The following is a 25,911-nucleotide window of genomic DNA, read 5'->3' as shown; positions in this document are numbered from 1 at the left end:
ATCGTGCCCCATACCAGCGGCGGGGCTCAATCAAGCGAGCGACGGGAACCTGCGTGTTGGAGGTCCAGCGCTCGCTTTCTGTCTGTGTGTCATCGACTAGTCGGAAACAGCCGCTCTCCTCGTTACGGCCATCCCCCTCGATACACTCGATTGGCCGAACGCTCTTGTCCCGGTTGATGTCCACAACACGCTCGGGTGGTCCGCCTTTGCGGCAGATGTCCACTTCGATGGCGACTACCTACCGTGCCTCGCGGAGCGCAAAAGGTCACCGACGGAGGCACCTCCTGCCCCGTGGTCCCGGAGCACCAACAGCAACTGTCCATAGCCATCAGCGGCGATCCAGCCAGGCTTATTGCTCCGGCAAAAGGGTGAAGCACCGCCATGCGGCCACCACCGCTTGCGATCCGTGCACCAATGTCCCCACAGGCTCCGCCCGTGGTGCAAGGATGATCCTCATGTCAGGTACGAAGATCCAAGCTGCCGAGCGTCCTGTCGGCGACATCTTCAGCGACGAATACCGCTTCACCATCCCGCGCTACCAGCGCCCGTACGCGTGGACCGCGGAGCAAGCCGGGGAGATGTTCGACGACCTGCTCGCGGCCGCGTCCGACGGCACGACCGACCCGTACTTTCTCGGGAGCATCGTGTTGGTGAAGGCGGAGAACGACGCAGCAGCGGAGGTCGTCGACGGTCAGCAACGCCTGACAACCCTGACGCTGTTGCTTAGCGCGCTGCGCCAATACGTCGATGCCGGGTTCGCGACGTCGTTAGACAGTCGGGTGTTCCAGAAGGGCGATCCGATCAAGGGCACGATCGACCAGCCCAGACTCACCTTGCGCGAACGCGACCAGCCATTCTTCGACAAGCACATCCAAACACGGACCGGGATCGAGCGACTGCAGAACCTGGCCACAGACACGCTGCCGGACAGCCAGCGCAATCTAGTGCACAACACGGTCCTGTTCTTGGACCGCCTCGGTGAGCTCCCCATCGAGGACTGCCACCGGCTCGCGTCGTTCATCTACCAAAACACCTACCTGGTGGTGGTTTCCACCCAAGACTTCGACTCCGCCTATCGCATCTTCACCGTCCTCAACGAACGCGGCCTCGACCTCACCCACACCGACATCCTCAAGTCCGAGATCATCGGCGCGATCGCCGAACCGGACCAAGAGACCTACACCGCCAAGTGGGAGTCCGAGGAAGAGGACCTCGGACGCACGGACTTCGCCGACCTCTTCTCGCACATCCGCATGGTGTTCGCCAAGACCAAAGCCCGCGAGTCGATCCTCAAGGAGTTCAGGTCCTCGGTCCTGTCACAGGTGCCCGATCGCAAGCGGTTCATCGATGAGGTGCTCGTTCCGCTTTCGGACGCCTTCGAAGTCGTCACTCGCGCGGACTATCGTGCAGCGGCCGGCGCCGACAGGGTCAACGACATGCTGCGCTGGCTGAACATGCTGGACAACACCGACTGGATCCCGCCGGCGATCAGCTACCTCAGCCGACCGGCTACCGACACCTTCGCTGTGTATCGCTTCCTCGTGCACCTCGAACGACTGGCGGCAAGCATGCTCATCCGCCGCGTGGACGTCACCCGCAGGATCGAACGGTACGGCCGAGTGCTCGATGCGATCGAGGCAGACGCAGACCTGTACGGTCCGCAGTCCCCACTGCGACTGGACGAGCACGAACGTGAGGACACGCGACGCCGTCTCGACGGCGAGATCTACACGGTCACCCGGATCCGGCTCTATGTGCTGCTGCGCTTGGACTCCGCTCTCTCCTCCGGCGGCGCCAGCTACGACCACCCGCTCATCACGGTCGAACACGTCCTGCCGCAGTCCCCCATGACCGACAGCATCTGGCGAACCTGGTTCACCGATGAGCAGCGTCGGTACTGGGTCCACCGACTGGCCAACCTGACGCTTCTGGCTCGCCGGAAGAACTCCCAGGCCAGTAACTACGACTTCGACATCAAGAAGCAGCGGTACTTTACGACCAAGAACGGCGTGTCGCCGTTCGTCCTGACGACCCAGGTACTCGCCGAGCAGCAATGGACACCTGATCTGCTCAGCCACAGGCAAAAAGAGCTCCTGTCGGCTCTGTCCGGGCTGTGGGAACTCGCGTAACCCGCACGCTGGGTCTGGTTGCCCGTCGGTGGATTGCCGGCGGGCTCGCCGTCACAAAGTGGTTCATCGTCGCGCGCGGACAGCGCCTCCATGAAACGTCATTTGGCGCTCTTGACTAACGAATCCACAGGTCAAGTACCTATTCCGCCCACAGGACGCAAGCTATGCTACCGCCAGCGAATCGGCCGCAAGCGCGGGTTTCCGCCTCAACTCTGCTGCGCGGTGATGACCCAGCGCTCGACGGCAAGAGACCGGGGCCAGGTCGGGTTGGGCCGGGACATCTCCCTACTCCAGGCCAACCACCTTGCCGAAGCCTCGGCCGCATTCTCGTCTAGAGGACCGATGTCGTCGACGCGCATCCTGCCGAGCACAACGGTCCAGCCCTCATCAAGGTCAGCTATCTTCAGCCGATCACCCTGCAGGACAACAGGAAAATCACTGGGGAGACCAGCGACGGCATGCACCAGCCTTGCCGCCACCGCCTCTACGGTGGGCGACTCGCGCCATTCGATCTCGATCTCGTCGCACGCGATCCGCCGCACCGACAACCTGGCCGTCGTCGCGAACAATCCGAACCGCCGAAGCAACGCACTGAGCAGGGAGTCGATCTTCGGCTCCAGTGGGGCTTGCACCAGGCGGTCCCGCTCCTCTTCACGTAGCGGAGTTGGATCGTTTCCCAGCCACCGAAGCGGGTTCTCACCATCGACGGCATCGACAAACGCCATGGCAGCCGTCCACTGCCGGTAGGTGAGGTTGGCGAGTGTCACCCGGGCCGGCGAGTCGAGGACGTACAGCTCTGCGCACCGACGATGGAGCACCGCGCGCAGTCCTGGCACGCCAACAAGGCCGCCGTCGCGCGTGACCCGAGGCAACAACTCGAACGGCAGCGGCGCAATCGCCGCAGCGTTGACGTGGAGCGTCAGACTTTCGAGTTGCGGGCGCACCTTCCGCAACACACGCCCGCCCCGTCCCGCCAACCACGCCCCCACAGTGGCAGCCGGGTGATCCAGATGAGCTGTCGTTCGCGCGACGGCACAGAGGATGCTGGCTTCGAGGGCGCGCTGGGCCTTCTCGGTCGCATCCGGCAGCACGGCGTCCCGGATCCGTCGAGGTGACGCCGGAATCGTCTGGACATTGAGCAGTCGCGCAGCGAAGGCACGATCACACTCCGCAGACAGCAGCCGCCGATCCTCGTCGCCGAGCAAGCTGGCGGCGTAGACCATGTCGGGATTGACCGTCGAATCGGTCTCGGCGGTGTACTGCCGTCGCAGGCCCGCCATGCGACGGACGAGGCTCAGCCGATGCGGCATGACCATCTCCCGGTGATTCGTCCACCCGTCACTCGATCGCGCTGGCCGCTGTCACCAGCACCTAGCTACCGTATAACCATTCGCGAATAGCTGCAAGGTTGCTACACTCGACCCGGCCAGCCGTATCACTGTTCCGATAAAGTTGGCCCCAGACGGAGGGACCCGCACCGGCCTGACACCAGAGGAGCCCACACCGTGCACAGCTCAGAAGCGTGGATCAGCGTCTCCACGCCCTACGTGAAGCCGCGCAAGCCGGGCGAACCTGAAGCATGGGCCCAGGAAGCAGCCGACCACGGCCACGTCGGCACCCAGCAGCTCCTCCACGTCGGAGAAGTACAGCCGCCGCCACAGGTCGCCGCCGCGCTCTGCGGCGCGCCAGCCGACCCGGTCGCCCTGCGACGCCGGCTGGTCCTCCTCGACGGCCAACCGGTCGAACTCGTCGACTCCTACTACCCCACCGCCATCGCTCGCGGCACGCGCCTGGCAGATCCGCGAAAGATCCCTGGCGGCGCGCCCACATTGCTCACGACGCTCGGTCACGGACTCCACCACGTTGACGAGGACGTCTCCGTGAGGCTCGCGAGTGCCGAGGAGAGCGAAATCCTTGCACTACAGGAGCCGACGCCCGTCCTTGTGCTCGCCCGCACCAGCAGCAGCCGTGACGGACGACCGGTCGAGGTCAGCGTCATGACGATGCTCCCCGGACGCCACCTCCGCTACCAGCTCACGATTGGGCATGACGATGCCACGACACCGTGATACACGGCCTCTACACCAGCAGGTCGCAGCAGCGTTGCGCGCACTGATCATGTCCGGCGATCTCGCACCTGGCGACCAACTGCCGTCCACGAGCCAACTGGTCGCCCAACACGGCGTCGCGAACCCGACCATCCAGAAGGCCGCGTCCGCCCTGAAGGACGAAGGCTTCCTGCGCAGTCGGCCGGGTGCCGGCGTGTACGTGCGGGACCGCGAGCCCTTCGTCGTCGGCGCCGCGAACTACCTCGGGCCGATGCCGCGCGGCTACTCGTACCAGATACTCGACGTCGCCGAGGCGATCCCAACCGCCGATGCGGCCCAAGTGCTCGGACTCGGCGAGGGCGAGGCCGCCGTCATGCGCCACCGGTTGCTGCTGCACGACGGTGAGCCGGTCGAACTCAGCTGGTCCTACTACCCGACCGACCTTGCCGCCGGGACACCGCTTGCCCGTCGCCTACGGATCCGCGGCGGCGCGCCCCGCGTGCTCGCCGAACTCGGCTGGCCACAGGACCGGTTCACCGACCGAATCTCCGCTCGGCAGCCGACGACCGCCGAGTTGGAGGCGCTCAACTTGCCCGCCGACGTGCCGGTGATCCGCCAGCTGCGGACGATCTTCTCCGGCGAACGGCCGGTCGAGGCAAGCGTGCTGGTCAAGGGCGCGCACCTCTACGAACTCAGCTACGAGCAGGCGATCCCCGACGCGCCCCGACGTGACCCCTAGCCGCACTCGCCGTTGGCCTGCACCATGTGTGAGCAGTAGTGCGGCTCGCCAAGCTGAAGTTGGTAGTCAGCCGTCAGCGATGCACAGAACGCCCGCGCCTCCACAGTGTTCGTCACCGTGACCGTCGACCAGTGGCACCCCGATCGCGCGCACCGCGCAGGCGATCAGCATCGCCGCATCCACATGCGACGGTGGGACGGCTTCACCTCGACGTGCACGATGACGCCCCGACGGTCGACACGGCACATCTGCAGCAGGCGCACGAGCACATGCTCGCCGCCACCAGGTGGGACGAGATCCAGGTGATGGCGCTGCGCGCCGGCCAGCTGTGCCTCGGAATGACTCAGCTTGACTCTGTCGGGAATCTTGGGAGCGGTCCCCCAGCAGGGTCTCGCCGACGTCGAACACCACAGCACGGATCACCCCTTGCTCATATGTCATCAGAGCCAACGACGCAAGCGTGTCCGTTCACCTGCCACCGTTGAAGAGCGCGGCAGCCGTAGTTGAGTGTGCCCACCGCACCCCATGGTCACAGTCTGGTCACGGCGGGCAGGGGCGATGTCCCCGATCGGCCCGAAAATCGGAGTTAAGGAGCGTATGGATCTCCTGCCCTATGGAGGGAGGCACCGCTCATGGCTGTCGCTCGTCGACGAGGGGTTGGCCCAGCATGTGGGTCTGCGAGCCCTGGCAACCTGGGAATATGGTCACGATTTGGTTACCTGTGGCGATTTTGGGGCCGAAATTCGGAGTTCTTGGATGCCGAGCATCTCTCGGCTACTCCGGACAGGAGGCGGTGGTGACCATGATGGACCGCGACAGCCACGCCGATGATCGTGACGTAGCAGCTGCGGATGGGCTGGCGTCTGGCTCAGCGTGTGGTTGGGCGCAGCCTCGGCGTTCTGAATCCGCTACCCCACACGCCGAAGCCGCTGCTACTCAACCTGCTGGTCAGCGGTGGTATCGGCGGGAACGGCCGGAAGGCCGACTAAGGAGTGATCCTCACCCATCCGCACATCGGGGGCGCGCGGGGCGCGGCGGCCGGCGGGCCGGAGAGCCCGACGCGGCGCTGTGGTTCCGCCTGGTTGACCGGGACCGACGCCTGCTGGCCCTGTTGAGCGAGCACAAGGTGCTGACCACCAACCAGATCGCCGCCATCGAGTTCCTGTCCGTGCGGCGGGCGCAGGACCGGCTGCGGCACCTGCGCGAGCTGGGCGTGGTGTTCGCCTTCCGCGAGTCGTATCTGCGCGGCGGGACCAGCCAGACCCGCTACGCGCTGGGCTACCTCGGCGCCCGGATGATCGCCGCGCAGCGTGCGGAGCGCCCGCCCGCGCCGAAGGCGTACACCGAGAGCCTGGAACGGCTCGCGCTGTGGCCCAAGCTGGATCACCAGATCGGTGTGAACGACTTCTTCTGTGCCCTGGCCGCGCACCGCAATCCCGCCCGGCTGCGGGAGGAGGGCCGCGAGGGTGAGGTGAGCGGGTTGACCCAGTGGTGGCCTGAACGCCGCTGCACCAGGTTCTTCGTGAAGTACCACGGTAGCGGGCGCGACACCGTGTTGCGCCCGGATGGCTACGGTTGCTGGGAGGAGGCGGGCCGTGTGGTGCGGTTCTTCCTCGAACACGACACCGGCACCGAGTCGCTGACCACGGTCAGCCGCAAGTTCGATGACTACCGCGACTTTCCGACCGACGCCTTCGGCGTCCTGCTGTTCTCGGTGCACTCCAGTCGGCGGGAGATCGCCCTGGTCGCGGCGCTGCGCCGCGACCTCTCCGGCTCCGACCTCGGTTTCGCGATCGCCACCGCGGCCCGCGACCACGGGCATCCAGACGGCCCGGCAGGGTCGGTCTGGGGCCTGTGGACGCCCCGCAGCGGTGATGCCGCGCCGCGCCGGTACCGCTTGGCCGAACTGCCCCAGCGCGGCCCCTGCGTCGAACACAGCGCCTCGAACACCGATCAGCCGTGGAACGAGGCGGCGTTCGACCCGAATGACCGGGAGATGCTGCGCCGCATCGACACACCACAGCCCGAACCAGCCGACCCGGCTGGCTATGCGGACGACGAGGACGACCTGGACGACGGGACGCTCTACGACGACACCGACGACGAGGACGAGGACGAGGACGAGGACGACGTGTACCGCGCGCCGGCACCCCCGGCACGGCCGGACACCCAGCGGCCTCGGCGGGCACGCTGGGCCGCCTGAATCCCCCTCCCCGCAAAGGTTCCCGCACGCTTCCGTCTGCCCGGAGGAGGTGAAAGACGATGACGTGACCTCAGTGAGAACGACACCGACGACGGCCGCGCCGGTCCGTTAACCTCGGCCCGTTGTCCTTGTGCAGCACAGAGAATCTGGACCCGTTGTACGTCGAGCTGCCCACCGTGGTCGGAGCACCTGGCGAGACCACACCGAGACACGGAGACAGGTCGAGACGAGACACCGAGACCGCAGGCGAGACCAGCGAGACAGCCAGTCTCACACCCTGTCTCGCGGTCTCGGTAGAAGTCTCGGAGCGTGTCTGGGATGGACAGTGGGAAGGGTTCAGTCAACCGGTGATCGCTGGCCCCGATGGGTGCTTCGGCAGTCGGGGAGTCGAAGCGGCGCACGGTTGGAGCAGCGTTGACCCGGCCGGTTCTTGAATCGCGCGTAGCGGCGCGGCCATCACCCCATCGCGAGCCCTCCACTGTGGAGGAATGTGGGATGCTGGTGACCAGAGGGCTGACGGGTCCTGCTGATCGACGGTTGCCCCGTGACCGCTGACAGCCGCTCGCGACCTCCCGCCCGAAGCGGGCTCGCGGGCACCCGAGGTGCACCATGCCCCAGCACACACCCGACCACGATGCCGACCAGGACGATGGCGGTAACGCCACCGTGCTCCCGTTCCGCACCACACGATCGGCCACACAGGACACCTGGCACGTGGAGCGGATCGACACCGAACCGATGACCGCCCAGCAGTACGACCTCGCCGTCACCGCCCTGGCCACCCTCATCGGCCAGTGGCGCACCAACCAGGAAAACGCGAAGAAGGCCCGCAAAAAAGCAGCGTAGAAGGGCGCTATCCGCTTCCCTTGCCGCGCTTAATGGGCGATAATTGGAAACGTAGCTTACCGCTCGTGAGCTGCGGTTTTAAGTCAAATTTGGTAGTGATCTAGTGGCCGCGTAGTCGCCCTGTAGCAGCCGGATAAACGGCTGCTACAGGGCGCGCGGAAATGCTGAACTGAGGGGGTCGGATAATGACGCGATCGACCGCGCAGCGTGTCAAGAAGGCCGCGATGACCACGCTCGGCGATGACGTGCGGGTAGGGATCTACGTACGGCGCTCCACCGACGACGAGCACCAGCCCTATTCGATCGAGGCCCAGGACACGCGTCTGGACGCCTACATCGGCTCCCAGCCCGGCTGGCGGCTCGTGGCACGGTTCCCCGACGACGCCTCCGGCGCCACCACCGAACGCGACGGGTTGCAACGCGCGCTCGCCGCCGCCCGCGCCGGGCTGATCGACGTGCTGCTCGTCTACCGGGTGGACCGGTTCTCCCGCAACCTGCGGGACATGGTGGTGCTGCTCGACGAACTCGACCAAGCCGGGGTCGTCTTCCGGTCGGCGACCGAGCCGTTCGACACCTCGACCCCGATGGGTCGGATGCTGGTACAGATGCTGGGGATGTTCGCCCAGTTCGAACGCGACACCATCATCGACCGTGTCATCGCCGGGATGGAACGCAAGCACGCCAAGGGGAAGTGGAAGGGTGGCAAGCGCCCCTTCGGCTACCAGGTCGACAAGACCAGCCACACGCTCGTCGTTGACCAGCATGAGGCGGTGATCGTGCGACTGATCTTCGACCTTTACGCAAGGGACCGGCTCGGCTCCCGCGCCATCGCCAAGGTCCTCAACGACCGGGGCCATCGCACCAGTTCCGGCGGCCCGTGGTCCGGCCACCAAGTCATCCGCGCTCTGAACAACCGCGTCTATCTGGGGGAGCTGACCTTCCGGGAGGCCACCATGACCGACACCCACGCCCCCATCATCGACCTCACGGTGTGGGAGCAGGCCCAAGCCATTCTCGAGGCACGCGGCGAGTCCCACGCCCACCGGGCCGCGTCCGGCTCCGACTACATCTTCACCAGCAAGCTGCGGTGCCCCAGGTGCGGCAAGCCCATGATCGGCACCCGCGCCACCGGGCGGAACAAGACCTACCGCTACTACACCTGCTGGAACCTGGCCCGCTACGACGGCAGCAAGTGCGACATGTCACGGCTCAACGCCGATGCCGTTGAGACGGCGGTCCTTGACGCGCTGGCCACTTTCTATCGCACCCACCACGACCTCATCGCCGACGCCATCACGCGCGAACAGAAGCAATATCGGGCGGCGCACGCCGACCGGCACGCCGAACTTGTCACCGTCGACACCGAGATCACCAAGACCGGGCAGGCCATCGACCGCTACCTGACCGCGTTCGAGCGCGGCACCATGGACGAAGAACTCGTCGCCGACCGGCTTACCGAGCTCCGCGTCAAGACCAAGCAACTCCGCGCCCGCCGCGACGCACTGCTCCTCGCGCTGGACGACGAGCCCACCGCCCCAGAGCCCGCTGTCCTGGTGGCGGTGGCCGACTACATCGCCGAGATCATCACCAGCGGCACCCCCAACCAGGTCAAGGCAGTCGTCGAAGGCCTGGTCGCCAAGGTCACCATCACCGGCCCAGACCGGCTCCGCCCAGTCTTCTACATCCCCCAACCCTGCAACAACGATGGGGCCACACCCGCCCTACCAGCGAATAAGACCCCGAACGGAGTGGTTCGCACAATGACTAAATCGGTAGGGCGGGTGGGGCTCGAACCCACGACCTGACAGATTATGAGTCTGCTGCTCTAACCAGCTGAGCTACCGCCCCAGGGCGCCGGTGGGCCGGCGCGTGGTGGGGAGACTACCGGCGGGTGGCTCGGCACGGGCGGGGGACCCCTGGTCCGGCAGCGATTGCCGGCATGTGAAAAGTTCCGGCTTGACCCACCTGGTTGCGGCTTCAATGATCATCGGCGTCAGCGGTAGCTCGACACCTAGCCGCCGCTGGCCGTTGCCGGTGGGCGGGACACCCTTGCACCCGGAGGACCAATGCCCGACGCCCAGCCGAAACCGCCGAGTGGGCTGATCGGTTCGGTGCAGCGAGCGCTGAGGGTGCTGGAGACGGTGGCGGACGGGGGCGACGGGATCACGGCGAAGGCGGTGGCCCGGCGTACCGGCTTCAAGCTGTCGACGACGTACCACCTGCTGAACACGCTGGTCCACGAGGGCTACCTGGTCAGGCTGGCCAACGCGAGGGGCTTCGGACTGGGCTACAAGCTGCCGGAGCTGCACGACAGCCTGAAGGCGCAGCTGTCGGTCACGCCGGAAATCGCCTACACGCTGAGGGACCTGCACATCAGGGCGCAGGCGGCGATGTACTACGCGGTGGTCCGCGACGACGAGCTGGTGGTGGCGGAGGTGGCGGACTCGCCGGAGCACCGCAAGGCGGAGCCGCTGGATCTGGGGTTCGACCGCTCGGCCCACGCGACGTCGTTCGGCAAGGTGCTGCTGGCGGCGATGTCGCCGGCGGCGCGGCGGCACTACCTGGCCGGGGCGGGCCTGGCGAGGCTGACGAACCGGACGATCACCCGGCTCGAGGATCTGGACCGCGAGCTGGCGCTGGTCCGCAAGACGGGCATCGCGGCGGAGATCGAGGAGTTCCAGCCGGGCCTGGCCTGCCTGGCCACGCCGGTACGGGACGCGGAAGGCCGCACGAAGGCGGCGGTGGCCCTGTCGGTCCCGGTCAAGGAGTTCGCGAAGCGGCGCCGGCAGCTGGAGACGCTGATCAGGAACGGCGGCGAAGAGCTGTCCAGGCTGCACTCCTGAAACCGGTTCGAAACTAGGCCACCGCGAGCCGGAGTCGTCGCGTGGACAGGTAGCGACGGCGGTCGGTGACGAGGATCGCCGTCAGCACGCCGACCACCAGCCACGCGGCGAGCTCGGCGATGCCGGTGTAAAGGCCGGCGTCGCCGGTCGCGGCGGCTCGCAGCCCGAGTACGGCGCCATGCGTGGGTAGGTACGCGGCCAGGGCATAGAGCGGGCCTGGCAGCGTGGACACGATGCCGGTGGCCGACGCCAGCACGAGCACGGCAAGAGAAGCGAGCCGCCCGGCGCGGCCGAAGATGGCCGTCACGGCCTGGTTGAGCGACACGAAGGCGAACGCCGCCAGCAGCGCGACGCCGAGGAACTCGAACGAGCCGCCAACGCCCAGATGCAGCGCGGGAATCGCGATCGCGGTGATGGCGACGGCGGCCAGTGCTGCGGCCGTCGCGCCGGGCAGGGCGGCCCGGATGATGATGCTCCACGTCGCCTCGCGGGCGGTGAGCACCGCGTCCGGCACGGCCCGCGTGACCAGATAGGTCGCCAAAGCCAAGGCCCACAAGGCCAACACCGCGAACAGTGTGATGGCCAGTATGTTCGAGGGCGTGCTGTCCGTGGCGGTCGCGGTCGGGCTGGCGGCAATCGTCTTGAGGTGATTGCGTTCCGCGTCGGTGTAGCTGGGAACCTGGTTGCGTCCCTTGTCCAAGGAGGACGCCAACTGCTGGGTGCCGTCGTTCACCTTGCCCACACCGGTGTTCAGCTGCTGCGAGCCGTCGGCCAGCTGCTGCGCACCGGAATTCGCCTGCTGCACACCGGCATCGAGCTGCCGGGCACCATCGGCGGCGGAGGCGATGCCCTGCGCGAGCGCCCCGGACTGCTTGGCCAGCTGGGCGTTTCCGCTGGCCACCTGACGGGAACCGTTGGCCAGCGCCTGAATGCCGTCACGGACCTGCACGGCCTGGGCCCGAATCGACGTCTTGGCGGCGTCGATCTTGTCGGCGTCGGCCGCCAGCCGGGCCGCCGCTTGGCGAAGGTTGGCGCAGAACTGGGCGTCACCGCTGCACTGGTCGGCCAGCCGCTGAATGTCGGCCGCCGCCGCGGTGGCCGACGGCAGGGCGTCGATGGCGGCGATGATGCGGTTGGCCAACGGAACGATCGTCGCGGCCAGCTTCTCGTTGCCCTGCGCGACTTGCTCCGCCCCGTTCGCGAGCTGCCGCGTCAACGCCGGCAGCTGCGCGGTGTCCCGTTCGGCTTGGGTCAACCCGTTGGCGAGCTGACTCGAACCGGTCGCCAGCTGCGCCGTGCCGGCGGCGAGCTTGGCCGCCCCGTCGGCAAGTTGTTGCGCCCCGGGCACAAGTTGACGCGTGCCGTCGGCCAGCTGGTCCGCGCCGTCGGCGGCCTGGTTGAGCTGGCCGTGGATGGTGGTGAAGCCGACGTAGATGTTGTCCAGGTAGGTCTCGACGACCTGGTTGTTCAGGGTCTGCTGGGTGCTGTCGGCGATCCGTTGCGACAGCGAGGGATCCATCACGCCAGCACTGGCGGACGTCTTCACGTCGACCACGGCCCGGGTGGCGTCGAGCGGCTTGCCGGCGGCGGCCGAGGTCGCACGGGCCGAGAAGTCCTGCGGGATTGTCACGACGGCGGTGTAGGTTCCGTTGTCCAGCCCCGAATCCGCGTCGGACGCGTCGGTCAGCACCCACTTGTAGGCCGAGTCCGAGCTGTGCGTGAGGTCGCCGGCCAGCTGCCGGCCGAGCGGGATGAGCTGCCCGTTGACCTTCACCGGCTGGTCGTTGTTGACCACCGCCGCGGTCGCGGTGCTGTGATCGCTGTCCGGCGACCACAGCGCCCACGTCAGCAGGCCCATGATCAGCACCGGCACGGCGATGAGACCGGTCCAGGTCTTCCACGTCAGCGGGCCGGCGGCCAGCGCCTGGGCGGAATTGGCGAACGGCTTGAACATCAGTGCACCTCAACGGGCTGGGCGAGGGAGAACAGGGCGGCGTCGGCCGGCAGCAGATCGGCAAGGCGGGCCGGATGCTGGCAGCTCAACACCACCGTCACCGGCCGTCCGGCGGCGGTGCGGCGGCGGGCGATCAAGTCCCGCAACGCATCCCGCTCATCGGTGCGCAACACCAGGTCGGCGTCGTCGATCAGCACCAGCTCGATGTCGTCGGCCAATGCCATCGCCACCTCACTGGCCGGGGCGGCGCTGTCCCGGCAGCCGATCACCGTGACCTCGCGCCGCAGGGCATGCACGTGCTGAGGCAACACCCGCCCGAGTACCTTGAGGTCCCCGTTCAACTTGGTGACACGACCGGCAATCGTGTACAGCAAAGCGGTCTTGCCGGCGCCGTGCAGCACCACCACGGAACCTCGAGCTGCGTGGAGGTCGACGCCCCGGTAGACCGGACGGCCGCGGTCGTCGTCCACACCGATGCCGCGGGCGCTGATCGCTTCGTCAACGCCGGGCCAGTCGGCCAGCCGCAGCTCGTGCACCAGGGAGTCGCCCTCGGCGTCGAACACCGGCAGCGCCCGGTCCAGCTTCGGCGGCAGGCCCCAGGCCCGGTGGCCGAGCAGCGCCAACACCGCCGGCACCAACGTCATCCGCACCACGAAGGCGTCCACGAACACGCCGACGGCCAGGCTGAACGCGATCGGCTTGATCGTCGCACTGCCCTCCGGCACGAACGCGGCGAACACCGCGAACATGATCACCGCCGCAGCCACGACAACCCGGGACGCCGAGATGAAGCCGTTCTCGATGGCCCGGTGCGGATCCCTGTTGTGCACGTACTCCTCACGGATCCGCGACACCAGGAACACCTCGTAGTCCATGGCCAGTCCGAAGAGGACACCCATCAGGATGATCGGCAGGAAGCTGATCACGCTGCCGGTGTGCGTCACGCCGAGCGCGGCGGCCAGATGTCCCTGGTCGAACACGAAAGCCGTGGCGCCGAAGGCCACGCCGACCGACAACAGGTAGCCGGCGGTGGCCTTGACCGGCACCCAGATCGAGCGGAACACCATGGCCAGCAGGATCAGCGACAGCCCGACGACCAGGATCCCGAACGGCAGCAAGGCGCTGCCGAGCTGCGCCGACACGTCGATGCCGACCGCGGTGATACCGGTGACGGCCGTCTTCGTGCCGTACGTGTCCTGGAAGTGCGGTTCCTGGTCGCGCAGCCGGCGCACCAGATCGTCGGTCTGCGGCGAGTCCGGTGCGGTGGTCGGGATTACCTGGATGATGCCGGTGTCGCCCTTGGGGTTGGGCGTGGCCAGCGGCACCGCGGCCACGCCGGGCATGGTCCGGATCTCGCCGGCGATCTTGTTCACCAGGCCGACCGGGTCGGTGCTGGTGATGATGTCCGCGGTGACGATCAGCGGCCCGTTGTAGCCCGCGCCGAAGTGCTGGCTGACCACGTCGTACGTGTCGCGGGCGGGGCTGCCCTGCTCCTCGGTCCCGTTGTCCGGCAAGGCAAGCCGGAGATCGACGGCCGGGATCGCGCATACCGCCAAGCCGGCGACCACCAGCACCACGGTCAGCAGCGGCACCTTGGTCACCGTCCGCACCCACCACCGGGCGATCTGCGGCTTGGCCCGCTTCCGCTTGGCCCGCTTGGTTTTCGGCCGCAGCCGTTGTCCGGCCAAAGCCATCAGCGCCGGCACGAGCGTGACCGCGATGCCGACGGCCAGCGCGACCGCGACCGCCGCCGCGATGCCCATGGTGGTGAGGAAAGGAATGCCGGCGACGGCCAGGCCCAGCAGGGCGATCACCACCGTCAGCCCGGCGAAGATCACCGCCGAGCCGGCGGTCGCCGTCGCGCGGGCGATGGACTCCTCGACGTCGAGCCCGTCGGCCAGCTGGTCTCGATGGCGTGACAGCAGGAACAGGGCGTAGTCGATGCCGACGGCCAGCCCCAGCATCACCGCGAGCATCGGGGCCGTGGACGAGATCGGCACCACCAGCGTCGTGGCGTAGACCAGGCTGATCGAGACGCCGACGCCCAGCACGGCCGTGATCAGCGGCATGAACGCGGCGATGATCGAGCGGAACATCAGCAGCAGCACCAGCAACGCGATGACCAGGCCGATGCCCTCGGTCGGGCTGAGCTTGGGCACGCGGTTGGAGAACGCGTCGCCGCCGGTGTAGACGTGCGTGCCGGTCTTGGCGGCCAGATCGTCGGCAATGCTCGTGAGCGCGGTCTTGGTCGACGCGTGCAGCTGCGGCTGCTGCACGGTCAGCGGCACGGCGATCAGCGCCGCACGGCCATCCCTGGAAACACCGTTGTCGAAGGGGTCTACGGCCGTCGCGACCTGGTCGACCTTCTTGATCTGGTTCACGGCGTCGGCCACGGCGGCCTTGACCGCCGGGGTGTCGACCCGCCCCGGGGCCACGACCACCAGCTGGGCCGAGGTGCCGGCGGTCTCCGGGAAGACCCGCTTGAGGTGGTCGAGCGCATCCTGCGACTCGGAGCCGGGGATGGCGAACGTGTCGTCGGTGCCCTGGTTGAGCAGCAGCGCGCCACCGCCCGCGGCGGCCAGCACGACCAGCCACACGGCCAGCACCAGCACCCGGCCCCGGGCCGCGGCCCGACCCAGGCGGTAGAGGAAGGAGGACACGATCGGCTCCCTGGTCAGCGACGATACATCGTGTATCTTAATGCACGATGTATCTGATGCACTGTGTATCGAGTCACGCGGACGGGTGAGATGACGGGAACGACACGGCGGCGCGCGCAGACCCGCGAGCGGCTGATCGATGCCGCCTACGAGGTGTTCAGCGAGCTGGGCATCCGGGACGCGCCGGTGGAGCTGATCTGCGAGCGCGCCGGCTTCACACGCGGCGCGTTCTATTCCAACTTCGCCAGCAAGGAAGAGCTGTTCCTGGCCGTGTACGAGGTGCAGATGCAGGAGCGCGTCGACCGGCTGCGGGCCGCCGTGCGCGCCGCGATCGACGCCGCCGACACCACCGACCCCGACGTCGCGACCGACGTGCTCCGGCAGGCCGGCGCGCTGTTCATGGAATCGCTGACCGCGGACCGGACCTGGTACCTGCTGACCGCCGAGTTCCACGCCCAGGCGCTGCGCCAGGAGGAGCTGCGCGGGCCGACTTCCGCGGCCCAGCAACGGTTCCACGACAGCCTGGCCGAGATCCTGCTGTCGGCGCTGGACCGGCTGGCGTTCCGGCTGACCGTGGACCCGCGCAGTGCCGTCGTGACCATCACCGGGCTCTACACCACCATGCTCGAGCGCACGATCATCGACGGCTCGGACGAGGACGGCAGCTACGTCACCGACGTGCTGCCCCGGCTGTTCGCCGCCCTGATCGTGCCGTCAGACAAGGACATCTGATGCTGCGTATCGACACACACCAACACGTGATCCCGCCCCGCTACGCGGAATGGATGCGGGACAAGGGAATCCGGCCCGGCGGCGTCGACCTGCCGTCGTGGTCGGAGTCGTCCGCGCTGAAGTTCATGGACGGGCACGACATCCAGACCGGGATCCTGTCGCTGTCCACGCCCGGCGTGTGGTTCGGCGACTCCGGTGAGGCGCGGTCCTGGGCGCGCGAGATCAACGAGTTCTGCGCTGCCGTGGTGGCCCGGCGGCCGTCGCGCTTCGGCTTCTTCGCCACGGTTACGTTGCCCGACGTCGAAGGCGCGTTGGCCGAGGCGACGTATGCCCTGGACGAGCTGCACGCCGACGGCATCGTGTTGCTGGCCAACAACGACGGCCGCTACCTGGGGGATCCGGCCTTCGCCCCGTTTCTCGAGTTCCTGCACCGGCGTTCCGTCGCCGTCTTCGTGCACCCCGGCGAGCTGCCGGCGCCCGAGGTGCCCGGCATCCCCACGTTCACCGCGGACTTCCTGCTCGACACCACGCGTACCGCGATCAGCCTGATCCTGTCCGGCTCGATGGACCGGTACCCGGACATCAAGTTCATCCTCGCCCACGCCGGCGGGTTCGTGCCCTACATCTCGTACCGCATCCTGCTGACCATGCTGAACGCCAAGAACAAGGCGCAGCAGCTGTGGACCCTGGTCGACCAGAAGCACCAGGTGCCCAAGTATCTGGCCGTGCTGCGGCAGTTCTACTACGACATCGCCCTGTCGGCGAGCCCGGCCGCGCTGCCCAGCCTGCTCGAGGTGGCCGCCCCCGACCACATCACCTACGGCAGCGACTTCCCGTTCGCGCCGGCCGTGGCCGTCGGCTTCATCAACAAGCAGTACGAGAACTACCAGCTGACGCCTTCGTTGCGGGCCGCGATCGACCGTGGCAACTCGGAGGCGTTGTTCCCCCGGTTGAAGGTATGATGGGTTGGTGACCTTGACCGCGTGCCTCAGCTGGTGGCGTCCCGCCTAGGGACGGCCATTCCACGCACGCGCGTGCCGTCCGCGAGGACGGCGCCTTCTTCAGCCCTGCTGTCCCGCGGACCCTCATTCCGTTGGGAGACAGACATGTTGGATCAGATCAAGGCCAATCCGTCGCAGTACCGGGTGCTGACCGGCGATCGGCCGACCGGGCCGCTGCACCTCGGGCACCTGTTCGGCACCCTGCAGAACCGGGTCCGGCTGCAGGAGCTCGGCGTCGAGCTGTTCGTGATCGTCGCCGACTACCAGGTGCTGACCGACCGGGACGTCGCCGACCGGCTCGGCGAGACCGTCGACGAGCTGCTGCTGGACTACCTGGCCGTCGGCATCGACCCCGAGCGCGCCACCGTGTTCACGCACAGCGCCGTGCCCGCCTTGAACCAGCTCCTGTTGCCGTTCCTCAGCCTGGTTACCGTGCCCGAGCTCCAGCGCAACCCCACCGTCAAGGACGAGATCGCCCATTCGCGGCAGCACGCCGTCAGCGGCCTGATGTTCACCTATCCCGTGCACCAGGCCGCCGACATCTTGTTCTGCAAGGGAAATCTCGTGCCCGTCGGCCGGGACCAGCTGCCCCACGTCGAGGTCACCCGACTTGTCGCCCGGCGGTTCAACGAGCGCTACGGTCCCGTTTTCCCCACTCCCAACGCCTTGCTGTCGTCGGCCCCCGTGCTGCTCGGCACCGATGGCACCAAGATGAGCAAGAGCCGCCACAACGCCATCGCGATCTCTTCGACCGCCGACGAGACCGCCCGCCTGCTCAAATCCGCCCGCACCGACGCCGATCCCGTGGTCACCTACGACCCCGTCGCACGGCCCGCCGTTTCCAGCCTCGTCCTGCTCGGCTCGCTCTGCCTCGGCATCCCGCCCGAGGAGTTCGCCGCTTCCCTAGCCCCCGGTGCCGCTGCGCTGAAGCGCACCGTCACCGAGGCCGTCAACGAGTTCCTCGCCCCCATGCGCGCCCGCCGCGCCGCCTACGCCGCCGACCTGACCTACGTCCGCAAGATCCTCCGCGTCGGCAACGAGCGTGCCAACGCCATCGCCGAGGACACCCTCGCCGAAGTCCGCACCGCTATGGGCATGGCCTACTGACGCCGTTATTCAGCCCCCGGGAACGTGACCCGGACGTTGGCCGCCGGCGTGAGGTAGGCGTTCCCGAAGCTGCGTTCCAGCTCGATGTTCGGTCGCGGTCGACCAGCGGGGACGGCCTTCACGACGAACTCCTGAATGCGTGCCGGTTCCACCGGAGTCAGGTGGATCATGCACAGCAGTTCCCCGCGCTCGGCGGGAATCGACCAGGTGATGTCGGCGGCGGTGGCGGCCGAGACGACGGTCGACGGGCCGTCGAGCAACGGACCGACCTCAGCCACGAGTTGATCGATTTCCGCCCGGCGCTGCGCCAGCGGCCGGTCGAAGTCGATGTTCTCGGCGAAGATCCGGGCGGCCAGCTCATCGTCCCAGTGCCGGACGAGCGAGTCGGCCTGCTCGCGAAGCGCGACCGTCTCCGGCCACAGTGCGGCAGTGGCCGCCGGGGCCTGGTTGTGGTCCAGCAGCCGGCCGAGCGCCTCGACGCAGAGCGTGGCCGGGTTGCCACGGTTGCCGTTGGTCAGCACGACCGCGCCATGGCCGGATTCGGGGTGCCAGGCCATGGCGAGCCAGAATCCGGGGAGACCGCCGGTGTGCGAGATGACCGTTCCGCGATGCAGGTCGGTCGTGACCCCCAGGCCGAGGGCGTATCCGCTGGAGCTCAGCTTGGCCTGCCCGATCCCGGTCAGGCTCAATGCCAGTGGCCGGAACACGCGCACCCGCTGGAGGTCTCGTCGGGACAGCCGGCTCAGCACCGGCAGGTCGTCGGTTCGCACCGGCCGGAACGCCGAGCCCAGCCAGGTGATCCACCGCGCGAGGTCGCGCACCGTGCTCACCAGTCCCCCGGCGGCGAGAAACGCGTCCGAGGTCTCCGGCGGGTAGGCGACCCAGTTCCCGTCCGTGTCCAGCGAATAGCCGACGGCACGCGGCAGGTCCTCGGGCACCGCCGTGTCGGCGAACGTCGACGTCAGGCCCAGCGGCCGCAGCAGTTCTTCGGCGACGAACTCCGCCAGCGGCCGGCCGACCGCCCGGCTCAGCGCCAGGCCGGCCAGCGTGAACCCGAGGTTGGAGTACTCGAACACCGCGCCCGGCCGGTGACTGAGGCGAACACCCTTGGCCACCTGGGCGAGCAGGTCCTCCGTGGGCGTGTTGATGAACGGGTCCACCCAGGCGTTGTCCTCGGTCAGACCGCCGCACATGCCCAGCAGCATCTCGATCGTCGGCACGTCCCCCTCGCCGTTGGCGAGCACGAACTCGGGGATGTGCTTGGTGATCGGGTCGTGCAGGGACAGCCTGCCCTGGTCGCGGGCGATCAGCACCGCACAGGCGATGAAGCTCTTGGTCATCGACGCGATCGGGAAGACCACGTCCGCGTCGGGCACGCGGTCCTGCTCGTCGACCGCGCCGAACCCGGCCGCGTGCGCCAGCCCGTCCCCGTCGGTGACGCCGTAGACCAGCCCCCGCGAGTGCCCGGCCACCGTGTGCTGGCCGAACAGCGCGTCGAGTTCCTTGTGGATCGGCACCTGGATCACTTCATCGGACATCGGCCAACCACCCCCTGATGTTGGATGCCCAAAACAAAACGCCCAGGCCGTTGGCCTGGGCGTTTGGCTCCTCCAGCTGGACTCGAACCAGCAACCCTGCGATTAGCCATCTGATCTTGCTGACGTCTCTCATCCTTCGTCACCCCCTTGCGGCACTTCGGAAGTCTCCTGGCTGTCGTTGCCGACGCTTACCGTCATCTACGGGTGCCTGCCACCCAATCACGTGGGTAAAGCATGGCGTTGATCTTGATCCCCGCCTACTCCGACAGCCCCGCCGACGGCTCCTCCGGGCCCTCTGGTTCCGGCAGCCTCCGCAGCACCTCCCCCACCATCTGCGTCAGGCTGCGCAACTGAGCGTCCACCGAGTCGAACCGCCCCGTGTGCGCCGTCAGCGCCTCGGTGTGCTCGGTCTGCGTCGCCGCAATCTCCGCCAGGTCCCGGTCAACCCGGCCCGTGTACCAGCGCGTCAGCCGGTGGTCGTGCTCCAGCTGCCGCACCCGCTGCTCAAGTTCGTCGTCATCAGGCACGGGTCAACGGTACCGCTTGGAACCGAGAGTCTGGTGCGATGCCGCGAGACGCACCTACGTTGACGCAACCTGCGACACACCGCATCACGCGGCCGCACTGGAGAATGCCAACGGGTTAACCTTGAGCACATGGCTGAGCGTGAATGCTGGCACTGCAAGACCAAAAGTCATATGACAATGATCGGCAGCGCATTAGTTGACCAAAACGAGACAAACTACGACAGTCGCCCAATAAGAGTTCAAGCTACATTCAGGTGCGATAATTGCAGAACACTCTCATTGGGCACTAGATACACAAGCAGCGCCAACACTACAGGCGGTGACGATGGATTTAAAAAGGACGAAACAACCTGGCTCCCATTCGGGGGCATAGAGACGACATTTCCAGATGTGCCCGACTCTATCGCCGAAGCCGCTAGCGAAGCTTTTCGATGCCTAGGCGTTGGGGCGCTTCGCGCAGCCGCCCAGCTGGCAAGGTCGGTAATAGAAGCTACAGCAAAGCATGTAGGAATAACCGAGAGGGGATACAGGTAAAGATTGAGAAACTTCACGAGCAAGGGAGAATTCGCGCACACGTCAAAGACGGCGCTCACGAGGTACGCGAGCTAGGGAATGAAATGGCACATGGCGACTTCGTAACACCCATCTCGTTCGAGGAAGCAAATTTGACGCTAATACTCATGAGCGAAGTCCTCGATGACGTCTTCCAATCGCCTGCGAGAGTACAGAGGGCCAGGGACGCAAGATTGGCACGACAGACAGCAGCTAATACAAGCCCACAGCCCTGAACTCAGTCATCAAGGGAGGGGCCGTCAACCTGGCAACGCCCGATCACACTCGTCATGGGGGCGGCTGCACCCCACCGCCCTTGGGGAGGTCGGCGGGATGGCGCGGAGCAAGGCCCCTCCCGCACCGGTCGCTTGAGCCAGCGTTCCTGCCGATAGGAAGGCATGTGACACTGCCGCAAGCAAGCGATCCGTGGCGCGACGTGAGAATTGTCGATCATGAGACACGCCCAGAACACAAAGCGATCGAACTTGCGCGCAGACAACTACAATATCCGCCAAGTCCATACAGGAAGCACAGCTCACATGAAAGGACTCCAAGATGGCAATGCGGGAATTCTTGTATCTCGACGCAAGACTGGTTGACCAGTTCTTAGCACAGGCGGAAGGGGAATCTACGACGAAGAACGCGAAAAGTCACTATACGGCAGGGACGGCGGTTTCACCGCCGGAGCAAGTGCGGGCCCTGTCCGCGCAGACTTCAAAAGAAATCGAACAGGAAGCGACGAGACGGAAAGGGTTTTGAAGCAGACGCCAGAAAGTCGATACAACCGCCTACATCAATACCTAGACGAAACCGAAGATATCATAGCTATCGACGATCACTCCCAGTTCGCCGACATACAGGTTCGCAGCATCGTAGCAGTGGAATGCTACGTGGACGTGCCAGTTTTCAACCGCGCGATCCAGGGTGCTGACGAGCTAACCCCCTTTTCGAATTGATACAGGACTTCAGCCCAGAACAGTACGACCCAAAGGCCGCGCAGGCATTGGAGACAATGAAGCGACTGAACGCAATGACTGGCGGTTCGCTAGTCGCCACCGGCGAAGTCGGCGAAGGGCACTTGAAATTCGCTTTCAAGCTCGACAGGGGGAACCTCAGAGCACAGCTAGACGCACTAGAGGGGGAGGCGGTGGTCGTCGGCAAGGTCGAAAAGAAATGGCCTCAAGGCAAGAGTTACCCATTGCTCACACTGCCAGGCCTAAATCTCCTAAACCGTGAAGCACGCCGAAAGATGGAAGCCGAAAGCACAAATAAAGCCGCAGCGCCAGGAGTTGCCGACCACTCTCTTGAAGGACCTGCGGCAACATTGAGCGCTATTGCAATATTTCGTTAAGGGTAATTCCATCGACAACCTTCTAACGGACGGCAGATGAACGGCCGTCCTTGCCGATGAGATCCATTCTCTAGCGGCAGGACGGCACACATTCCGATCCGTCAGTCTTCGTTGTCGTCCTCGGCCACGAAGTCGACGCCGCACTTGCCGCACGTGATCGGGGCCTCGGCTAGCGTGGTGCGGGCAACGCGGATCTTGCGGGGGCACGCGCACTCGGCCACGGCCAGGTTGGTGCTCTTCTTCTTGCTGGTCGCGTGCACCTCGGCGTAGCGCCAGGCGACGAGCGCTGCGCTCAACTCGTCCAGTTCGGCCGCGTAGGCCTTGGCGGTTGTCTCCGGGACGGTCGTGAGGCTCCACCCGATGGTCTTGTCTTCGGCGAGCGTGAGCCCCAGTTCCTCGCCCAGCGCCTTGAACTTGGCGTTGTGGTAGCGGCCCTGGCGGGAGGTGTCCTTGATCTCGCGGACGTGCGCCAGGCCGTGAGCGGCCTCGTGAAGCAGCGTTCCGAGCACCTCCAGCGCACCTCGCTGCAAGCCTTCGCCCGAGATGAACAACTCCGGGAGCTGCTTCTCCCCGTGCTGCCACCGCGCGGCGGCGAAGTGCCCGAGCCGAGTCTGGCCGGCCTTCATGCCCAGCGTTCCCGAGCCGAAGGTCACGACCACTTCGGGCACGTCGGGGTGGCGCTGCTGGATAGCGCGCCAGGCTGCTTCGAATGCGGTGACGAGTTGCGTGGTGATGGTGGTGAGCGTAGCGGCTGGTGCAGACATCGCTGGTGCCTCCCCTACCTCGCTTGCTGTATCTCCATTCTAGTCTTTTGACACTTAAGCGTCAAGATATATCCACAGTTAAACCGCCGCTTATGAGGACTCCTCATTCACTAGGGAGGGGCCTCCGTGCCATCCCGTCGACCTGGCGCAGCCCGATCACGTGGGTCAAGGGGGCACCTGGGATGCGGCCGGCAGCGAGGGCTGGAACGGCCCCCTTGACGCACGTGATTGCCCTCGGGGAGGTCGATGGGATGGCGCGGTCAAGGCCGCGCCCGAACCGCAGCTTGGTCTACTCCCCTGGCCATCCTGGAGACCTGCCTAGCGGCGAGCGTCCTCTTTGGACTGTTGGGCGCCTGCGGCTTGCCGCTGCGGTCTCCTCGCGGGGGCCGCTGGTTGTCTATGCCGGCCGCGTGCCCCGGCCTACGCGGCGCGCCGGGGGCCGGAGGTCCCCTTGGCGCGTCCGCAAAGAGACGAGGCCGGATAAGGGCTGAGCGGCCGGCTTGGGCATGGACGACCAGCGGCCCCCGTGAGGGGGCCGCCTTGATGGAGAAAAGAAACTATGAACGAGCGCCTAGGAACGGCCGACTCAGGCGAACCACCCCTAGTCGACGGCCACAGCACGGGCCAAGGGTTCGAGGGTTGAGACGACCGCATCGGCTCCGGCTTCGGCGAGCTTCGCAAACTTGTCCGTACGGTTGGCGTACCCAATGGACCGCACGGAGACGGACTTCGCTGCAAGCACGTCTGTCACGCTATCGCCAATCAGCAGGCAGTCTTGGAGCGTTACACGCAAAGCATCCGCCGCAACAATCAATGAGTGTGGATTGGGCTTCATAAGCTCCGGACGCGCGAACTCGCGACCCGAAATAATCTCAACATGCCGCAAAAGGTCTCGCAATTCCAAATAGGAGCGGATTGCAACCGCGGAATTATTGCTAACAATGGCAACTGATCGGCCAGTTCGAGCACTGTGTCGAATTATTTCGTCGGAGTAATCCGTTGGCTTTGCCGTACGAACCGCAGATTCCTCTGCGACGCACAGGCGCGTATCAACAAATTCAACCAGTTCTGGATAATTCTCGCCAATCCACAGCAGAATAGCAAGCGGATCCGTCTCAGATCCAACAGGATGCACGTCGATGCCCTGTGCAGCGATATCGCCACGAAGGCGTGCAGCCACGGCGGACGCTGGCCAACCAGCAAAGACAGAGCAGATGGGCCCATCAAAATCGAGCAGGACGCCCCGAGCGGCCCGTACAAGGTCGATAGCTGGGGTCATTCGGCGTACTCGCGACTGATCGTGCTCCATACCGAGTCGAACCACGTCTGAGCTTGTTCCACATAACTCTGCCCCGGCGCGCCGCCATCATCGGTAATTGAGAAATGAAAGAGCGCGGCATCCTTGCCTATAGGGTCAAAGATGGGAACGGCTTTCTTGTCGATCGTGACAGTGTGTTCAAGAACTGGATAGAAGCCGAAGAATGCTTCCTCGCCATTAATAATGTAGAGCTTGAACAGCGGCGAGGCGCTGTGGACACGCACTTCGGTTGTAGCAGACGTCAGCAACCCTAGATCTTCCAGCTCCGCCACAGCTTCGACGATCCCTTCTACCGCGCGACGCGTGATGCGTCCCGAGCGCTTTCGAACAGCGGGGTCGTCAGAGTCGGTGTCACTTCGCCGAGGCAGTGCGAGCGGTACGTTCGTATCGGAAAGCAGAATGCGGACGTTGAGAGTCTGAGGAGTCAGACGGCCAGCCCGAACTTTGTCGAGAATTTCAGCAAGGGTGTTGTTTAGGGTTTCTCCCGAGAAGCCGGCAAAGTCAATGGTGACATTGTCACGTTCGAACGCCGCTTCGACGTGCGGCCGCAGTCCTACGGGCTTCTGAGTCTGCGCACGGACGTAGGCCCCGCTCCCCTGCCGGCTGATGATCAACCGCTCGGCCTGAAGTGGCTCAAGCGAGCGCTTTACGGTCTCGCGCGCGACGCCGTAGCGCTGAGCAAGGGCAGGCTGCGACGGCAACTTGTCCCCTGGCTCGAACTTGCGCGTGAGAATCGCCGCCCGCAGAAGGCTCGTGATCTGCTCCGACACGGGCCGCGCGTCGTCAGGGTCAAGGTCGTCCAGGTCATCCACGTCAGCGGTCATGCAGGTCAGCGTACACCTGACTAGCCAAGATGGGTGACTTTCAGACTTGGTGTTGACATGACTAGCCAGGTGAGGCAGATTGGTCATCACACCACCTGGCTAGCCAGGAAGTACAACTGAGGAGATGACACCCGATGCTGAAGAACATCCCCGCCATCCTGGACGGCTACCGCCTGATGATCGTGGAAGCGCCTGAGATGAAGATGCGCAAGACCAAGGAGAACGGCCGCGAGATCCTGGTCCCCGACACGATCTTCGGCACCGACGACCCCAAGTACACCGTGACGCTGTTCTGCAAGAAGAAGGCGTCGGCGGACGGTTACCGACAGAAGGGCGAGGAGATCAAGGTCACCCTGACCAGCGATCCCGGCTCGGAGTTCGAGGAAGGCCAGTACGTCAGTCTGCGAAACCTGTCGCTGAGCATCACCGCCATGCCCCACCGCAACGCCCGGCGCGACACCGGCACCGAGGACGCGATCGGCTACGTCGGTTGGTCCTTCACCGCCGAGGGCTTGGCACCCGAGTCCCCCCACATGGCGGCCCGTACCGCCGCCTGACAGCTTCGCCTGTGCCCCCAAGAGATCGCGGTGGGGCCGCCCCGTTCAAGCCGGGCCACAGGCACTAGCACAGCGTCGGAAGGCGTCCTCTCGCGATGACGCGCGCCGTAATCCGTTGCGCTTCTTGTTCTTTGAGAACTCCACAGTGGATAGAGCCATGCCTAAATCCGGCTGATCTCCGGCGCAGAAACCCTACGCGCCGGGAGATTCGGTCGCCC

The 25,911-nt window shown here is 66.0% G+C and carries 22 protein-coding genes and 1 tRNA gene; 14 read left to right on the top strand and 9 right to left on the bottom strand.

The annotated features are described in order from the left end of the window. The first annotated feature begins 455 nt into the window (after positions 1–455). Complete coding sequence (locus M3Q35_RS44635) at positions 456–2,129, top strand: DUF262 domain-containing protein (RefSeq protein ID WP_273938650.1); 1,674 nt, start codon at positions 456–458, stop codon at positions 2,127–2,129. Positions 2,130–2,335: 206 nt separating this feature from the next. On the opposite strand, the gene M3Q35_RS44630 is transcribed toward M3Q35_RS44635, so the two are convergent. Next, positions 2,336–3,439 carry a hypothetical protein gene (locus tag M3Q35_RS44630; RefSeq protein WP_273938649.1) on the bottom strand — a complete coding sequence of 368 codons (1,104 nt, stop codon included), beginning with the start codon at positions 3,437–3,439 and terminating at the stop codon, positions 2,336–2,338. A 195-nt stretch (positions 3,440–3,634) separates the two neighbouring features. Here M3Q35_RS44630 and M3Q35_RS44625 point away from each other — a divergent pair, with 195 nt between their 5' ends. The 5 genes from M3Q35_RS44625 (at position 3,635) to M3Q35_RS44605 (ending at position 9,770) form a co-directional block, all read left to right on the top strand. Continuing rightward, a complete protein-coding gene (locus M3Q35_RS44625; RefSeq protein ID WP_273938648.1) occupies positions 3,635–4,198 on the top strand; it encodes a GntR family transcriptional regulator in 564 nt (187 codons plus the stop codon). Continuing rightward, the gene (locus tag M3Q35_RS44620; RefSeq protein WP_337960532.1) at positions 4,176–4,916 is read left to right on the top strand and encodes a GntR family transcriptional regulator; all 741 of its coding nucleotides are present in this window, start codon (positions 4,176–4,178) and stop codon (positions 4,914–4,916) included. Before M3Q35_RS44625 ends, M3Q35_RS44620 begins: the two co-directional genes overlap by 23 nt. 1,111 nt (positions 4,917–6,027) lie before the next feature. Continuing rightward, the gene (locus M3Q35_RS44615; protein WP_273938647.1) at positions 6,028–7,119 is read left to right on the top strand and encodes a replication-relaxation family protein; all 1,092 of its coding nucleotides are present in this window, start codon (positions 6,028–6,030) and stop codon (positions 7,117–7,119) included. A gap of 609 nt (positions 7,120–7,728) precedes the next feature. Continuing rightward, positions 7,729–7,965: a hypothetical protein gene (locus M3Q35_RS44610; RefSeq protein WP_273938646.1), complete on the top strand. Its 237-nt coding sequence runs from the start codon at positions 7,729–7,731 to the stop codon at positions 7,963–7,965. A 185-nt stretch (positions 7,966–8,150) separates the two neighbouring features. Beyond that, complete coding sequence (locus M3Q35_RS44605) at positions 8,151–9,770, top strand: recombinase family protein (RefSeq protein ID WP_273938645.1); 1,620 nt, start codon at positions 8,151–8,153, stop codon at positions 9,768–9,770. Here M3Q35_RS44605 and M3Q35_RS44600 read toward each other — a convergent pair. Beyond that, positions 9,739–9,813 (bottom strand) — tRNA-Ile (locus M3Q35_RS44600). The two genes, M3Q35_RS44605 and M3Q35_RS44600, sit on opposite strands and share 32 nt — an antisense overlap. Before the next feature lie 218 nt (positions 9,814–10,031). On the opposite strand from M3Q35_RS44600, the gene M3Q35_RS44595 reads away from it, so the two are divergent. Beyond that, entirely contained in the window at positions 10,032–10,808 is a 777-nt protein-coding gene (locus M3Q35_RS44595; RefSeq protein ID WP_273938644.1) for an IclR family transcriptional regulator, read from the top strand. Between the two features lie 13 nt (positions 10,809–10,821). Here the strand turns inward: M3Q35_RS44595 and M3Q35_RS44590 are convergent, their stop codons facing one another. Next, the gene (locus M3Q35_RS44590) at positions 10,822–12,762 is read right to left on the bottom strand and encodes a YhgE/Pip family protein (protein WP_273938642.1); all 1,941 of its coding nucleotides are present in this window, start codon (positions 12,760–12,762) and stop codon (positions 10,822–10,824) included. After that, positions 12,762–15,422, bottom strand: coding sequence for an MMPL family transporter (locus M3Q35_RS44585; protein ID WP_273938641.1), 2,661 nt, complete (start codon positions 15,420–15,422; stop codon positions 12,762–12,764). Before M3Q35_RS44585 ends, M3Q35_RS44590 begins: the two co-directional genes overlap by 1 nt. Before the next feature lie 90 nt (positions 15,423–15,512). On the opposite strand from M3Q35_RS44585, the gene M3Q35_RS44580 reads away from it, so the two are divergent. The 3 genes from M3Q35_RS44580 (at position 15,513) to trpS (ending at position 18,262) form a co-directional block, all read left to right on the top strand. Then, positions 15,513–16,154: a TetR/AcrR family transcriptional regulator gene (locus M3Q35_RS44580; RefSeq protein WP_273938640.1), complete on the top strand. Its 642-nt coding sequence runs from the start codon at positions 15,513–15,515 to the stop codon at positions 16,152–16,154. Further along, complete coding sequence (locus M3Q35_RS44575) at positions 16,154–17,116, top strand: amidohydrolase family protein (protein ID WP_273938639.1); 963 nt, start codon at positions 16,154–16,156, stop codon at positions 17,114–17,116. Before M3Q35_RS44580 ends, M3Q35_RS44575 begins: the two co-directional genes overlap by 1 nt. Before the next feature lie 144 nt (positions 17,117–17,260). Beyond that, positions 17,261–18,262, top strand: coding sequence for a tryptophan--tRNA ligase (gene trpS / locus M3Q35_RS44570; RefSeq protein ID WP_273938638.1), 1,002 nt, complete (start codon positions 17,261–17,263; stop codon positions 18,260–18,262). A 5-nt stretch (positions 18,263–18,267) separates the two neighbouring features. Here trpS and M3Q35_RS44565 read toward each other — a convergent pair whose 3' ends face one another. Together M3Q35_RS44565 and M3Q35_RS44560 are read right to left on the bottom strand one after the other, a co-directional pair. Next, on the bottom strand, positions 18,268–19,800 hold the full coding sequence (locus M3Q35_RS44565) for a serine hydrolase domain-containing protein (protein WP_273938637.1): 1,533 nt from the start codon (positions 19,798–19,800) through the stop codon (positions 18,268–18,270). Between the two features lie 257 nt (positions 19,801–20,057). Then, positions 20,058–20,327, bottom strand: coding sequence for a hypothetical protein (locus M3Q35_RS44560; protein ID WP_273938635.1), 270 nt, complete (start codon positions 20,325–20,327; stop codon positions 20,058–20,060). A gap of 431 nt (positions 20,328–20,758) precedes the next feature. Here M3Q35_RS44560 and M3Q35_RS49085 point away from each other — a divergent pair, with 431 nt between their 5' ends. From M3Q35_RS49085 to M3Q35_RS49075, 3 genes are all read left to right on the top strand, one after another. Continuing rightward, complete coding sequence (locus tag M3Q35_RS49085; protein WP_379793701.1) at positions 20,759–21,115, top strand: DUF4145 domain-containing protein; 357 nt, start codon at positions 20,759–20,761, stop codon at positions 21,113–21,115. Between the two features lie 390 nt (positions 21,116–21,505). Then, complete coding sequence (locus tag M3Q35_RS49080) at positions 21,506–21,835, top strand: DUF6414 family protein (RefSeq protein WP_420704786.1); 330 nt, start codon at positions 21,506–21,508, stop codon at positions 21,833–21,835. Beyond that, on the top strand, positions 21,832–22,230 hold the full coding sequence (locus M3Q35_RS49075) for a DUF6414 family protein (protein ID WP_420704735.1): 399 nt from the start codon (positions 21,832–21,834) through the stop codon (positions 22,228–22,230). The genes M3Q35_RS49080 and M3Q35_RS49075 overlap by 4 nt, the downstream gene beginning before the upstream one ends. 101 nt (positions 22,231–22,331) lie before the next feature. Here M3Q35_RS49075 and M3Q35_RS44550 read toward each other — a convergent pair whose 3' ends face one another. From M3Q35_RS44550 to M3Q35_RS44540, 3 genes are all read right to left on the bottom strand, one after another. Continuing rightward, the gene (locus tag M3Q35_RS44550) at positions 22,332–22,994 is read right to left on the bottom strand and encodes a hypothetical protein (RefSeq protein ID WP_273938632.1); all 663 of its coding nucleotides are present in this window, start codon (positions 22,992–22,994) and stop codon (positions 22,332–22,334) included. 601 nt (positions 22,995–23,595) lie between these two features. Next, the gene (locus M3Q35_RS44545) at positions 23,596–24,273 is read right to left on the bottom strand and encodes an HAD family hydrolase (protein ID WP_273938631.1); all 678 of its coding nucleotides are present in this window, start codon (positions 24,271–24,273) and stop codon (positions 23,596–23,598) included. Then, on the bottom strand, positions 24,270–25,136 hold the full coding sequence (locus M3Q35_RS44540; protein ID WP_273938630.1) for a winged helix-turn-helix domain-containing protein: 867 nt from the start codon (positions 25,134–25,136) through the stop codon (positions 24,270–24,272). The genes M3Q35_RS44545 and M3Q35_RS44540 overlap by 4 nt, the downstream gene beginning before the upstream one ends. Before the next feature lie 134 nt (positions 25,137–25,270). On the opposite strand from M3Q35_RS44540, the gene M3Q35_RS44535 reads away from it, so the two are divergent. Next, positions 25,271–25,693 carry a hypothetical protein gene (locus tag M3Q35_RS44535; RefSeq protein ID WP_273938629.1) on the top strand — a complete coding sequence of 141 codons (423 nt, stop codon included), beginning with the start codon at positions 25,271–25,273 and terminating at the stop codon, positions 25,691–25,693. Positions 25,694–25,911: the final 218 nt, after the last annotated feature.

The sequence above is a fragment of the Kutzneria chonburiensis genome (assembly GCF_028622115.1).
Taxonomy (GTDB): Bacteria; Actinomycetota; Actinomycetes; order Mycobacteriales; family Pseudonocardiaceae; genus Kutzneria; species Kutzneria chonburiensis.
The sequence above is the reverse complement of the archived record's forward strand: the minus strand, read 5'-3'. Positions and strand labels throughout refer to the sequence as shown.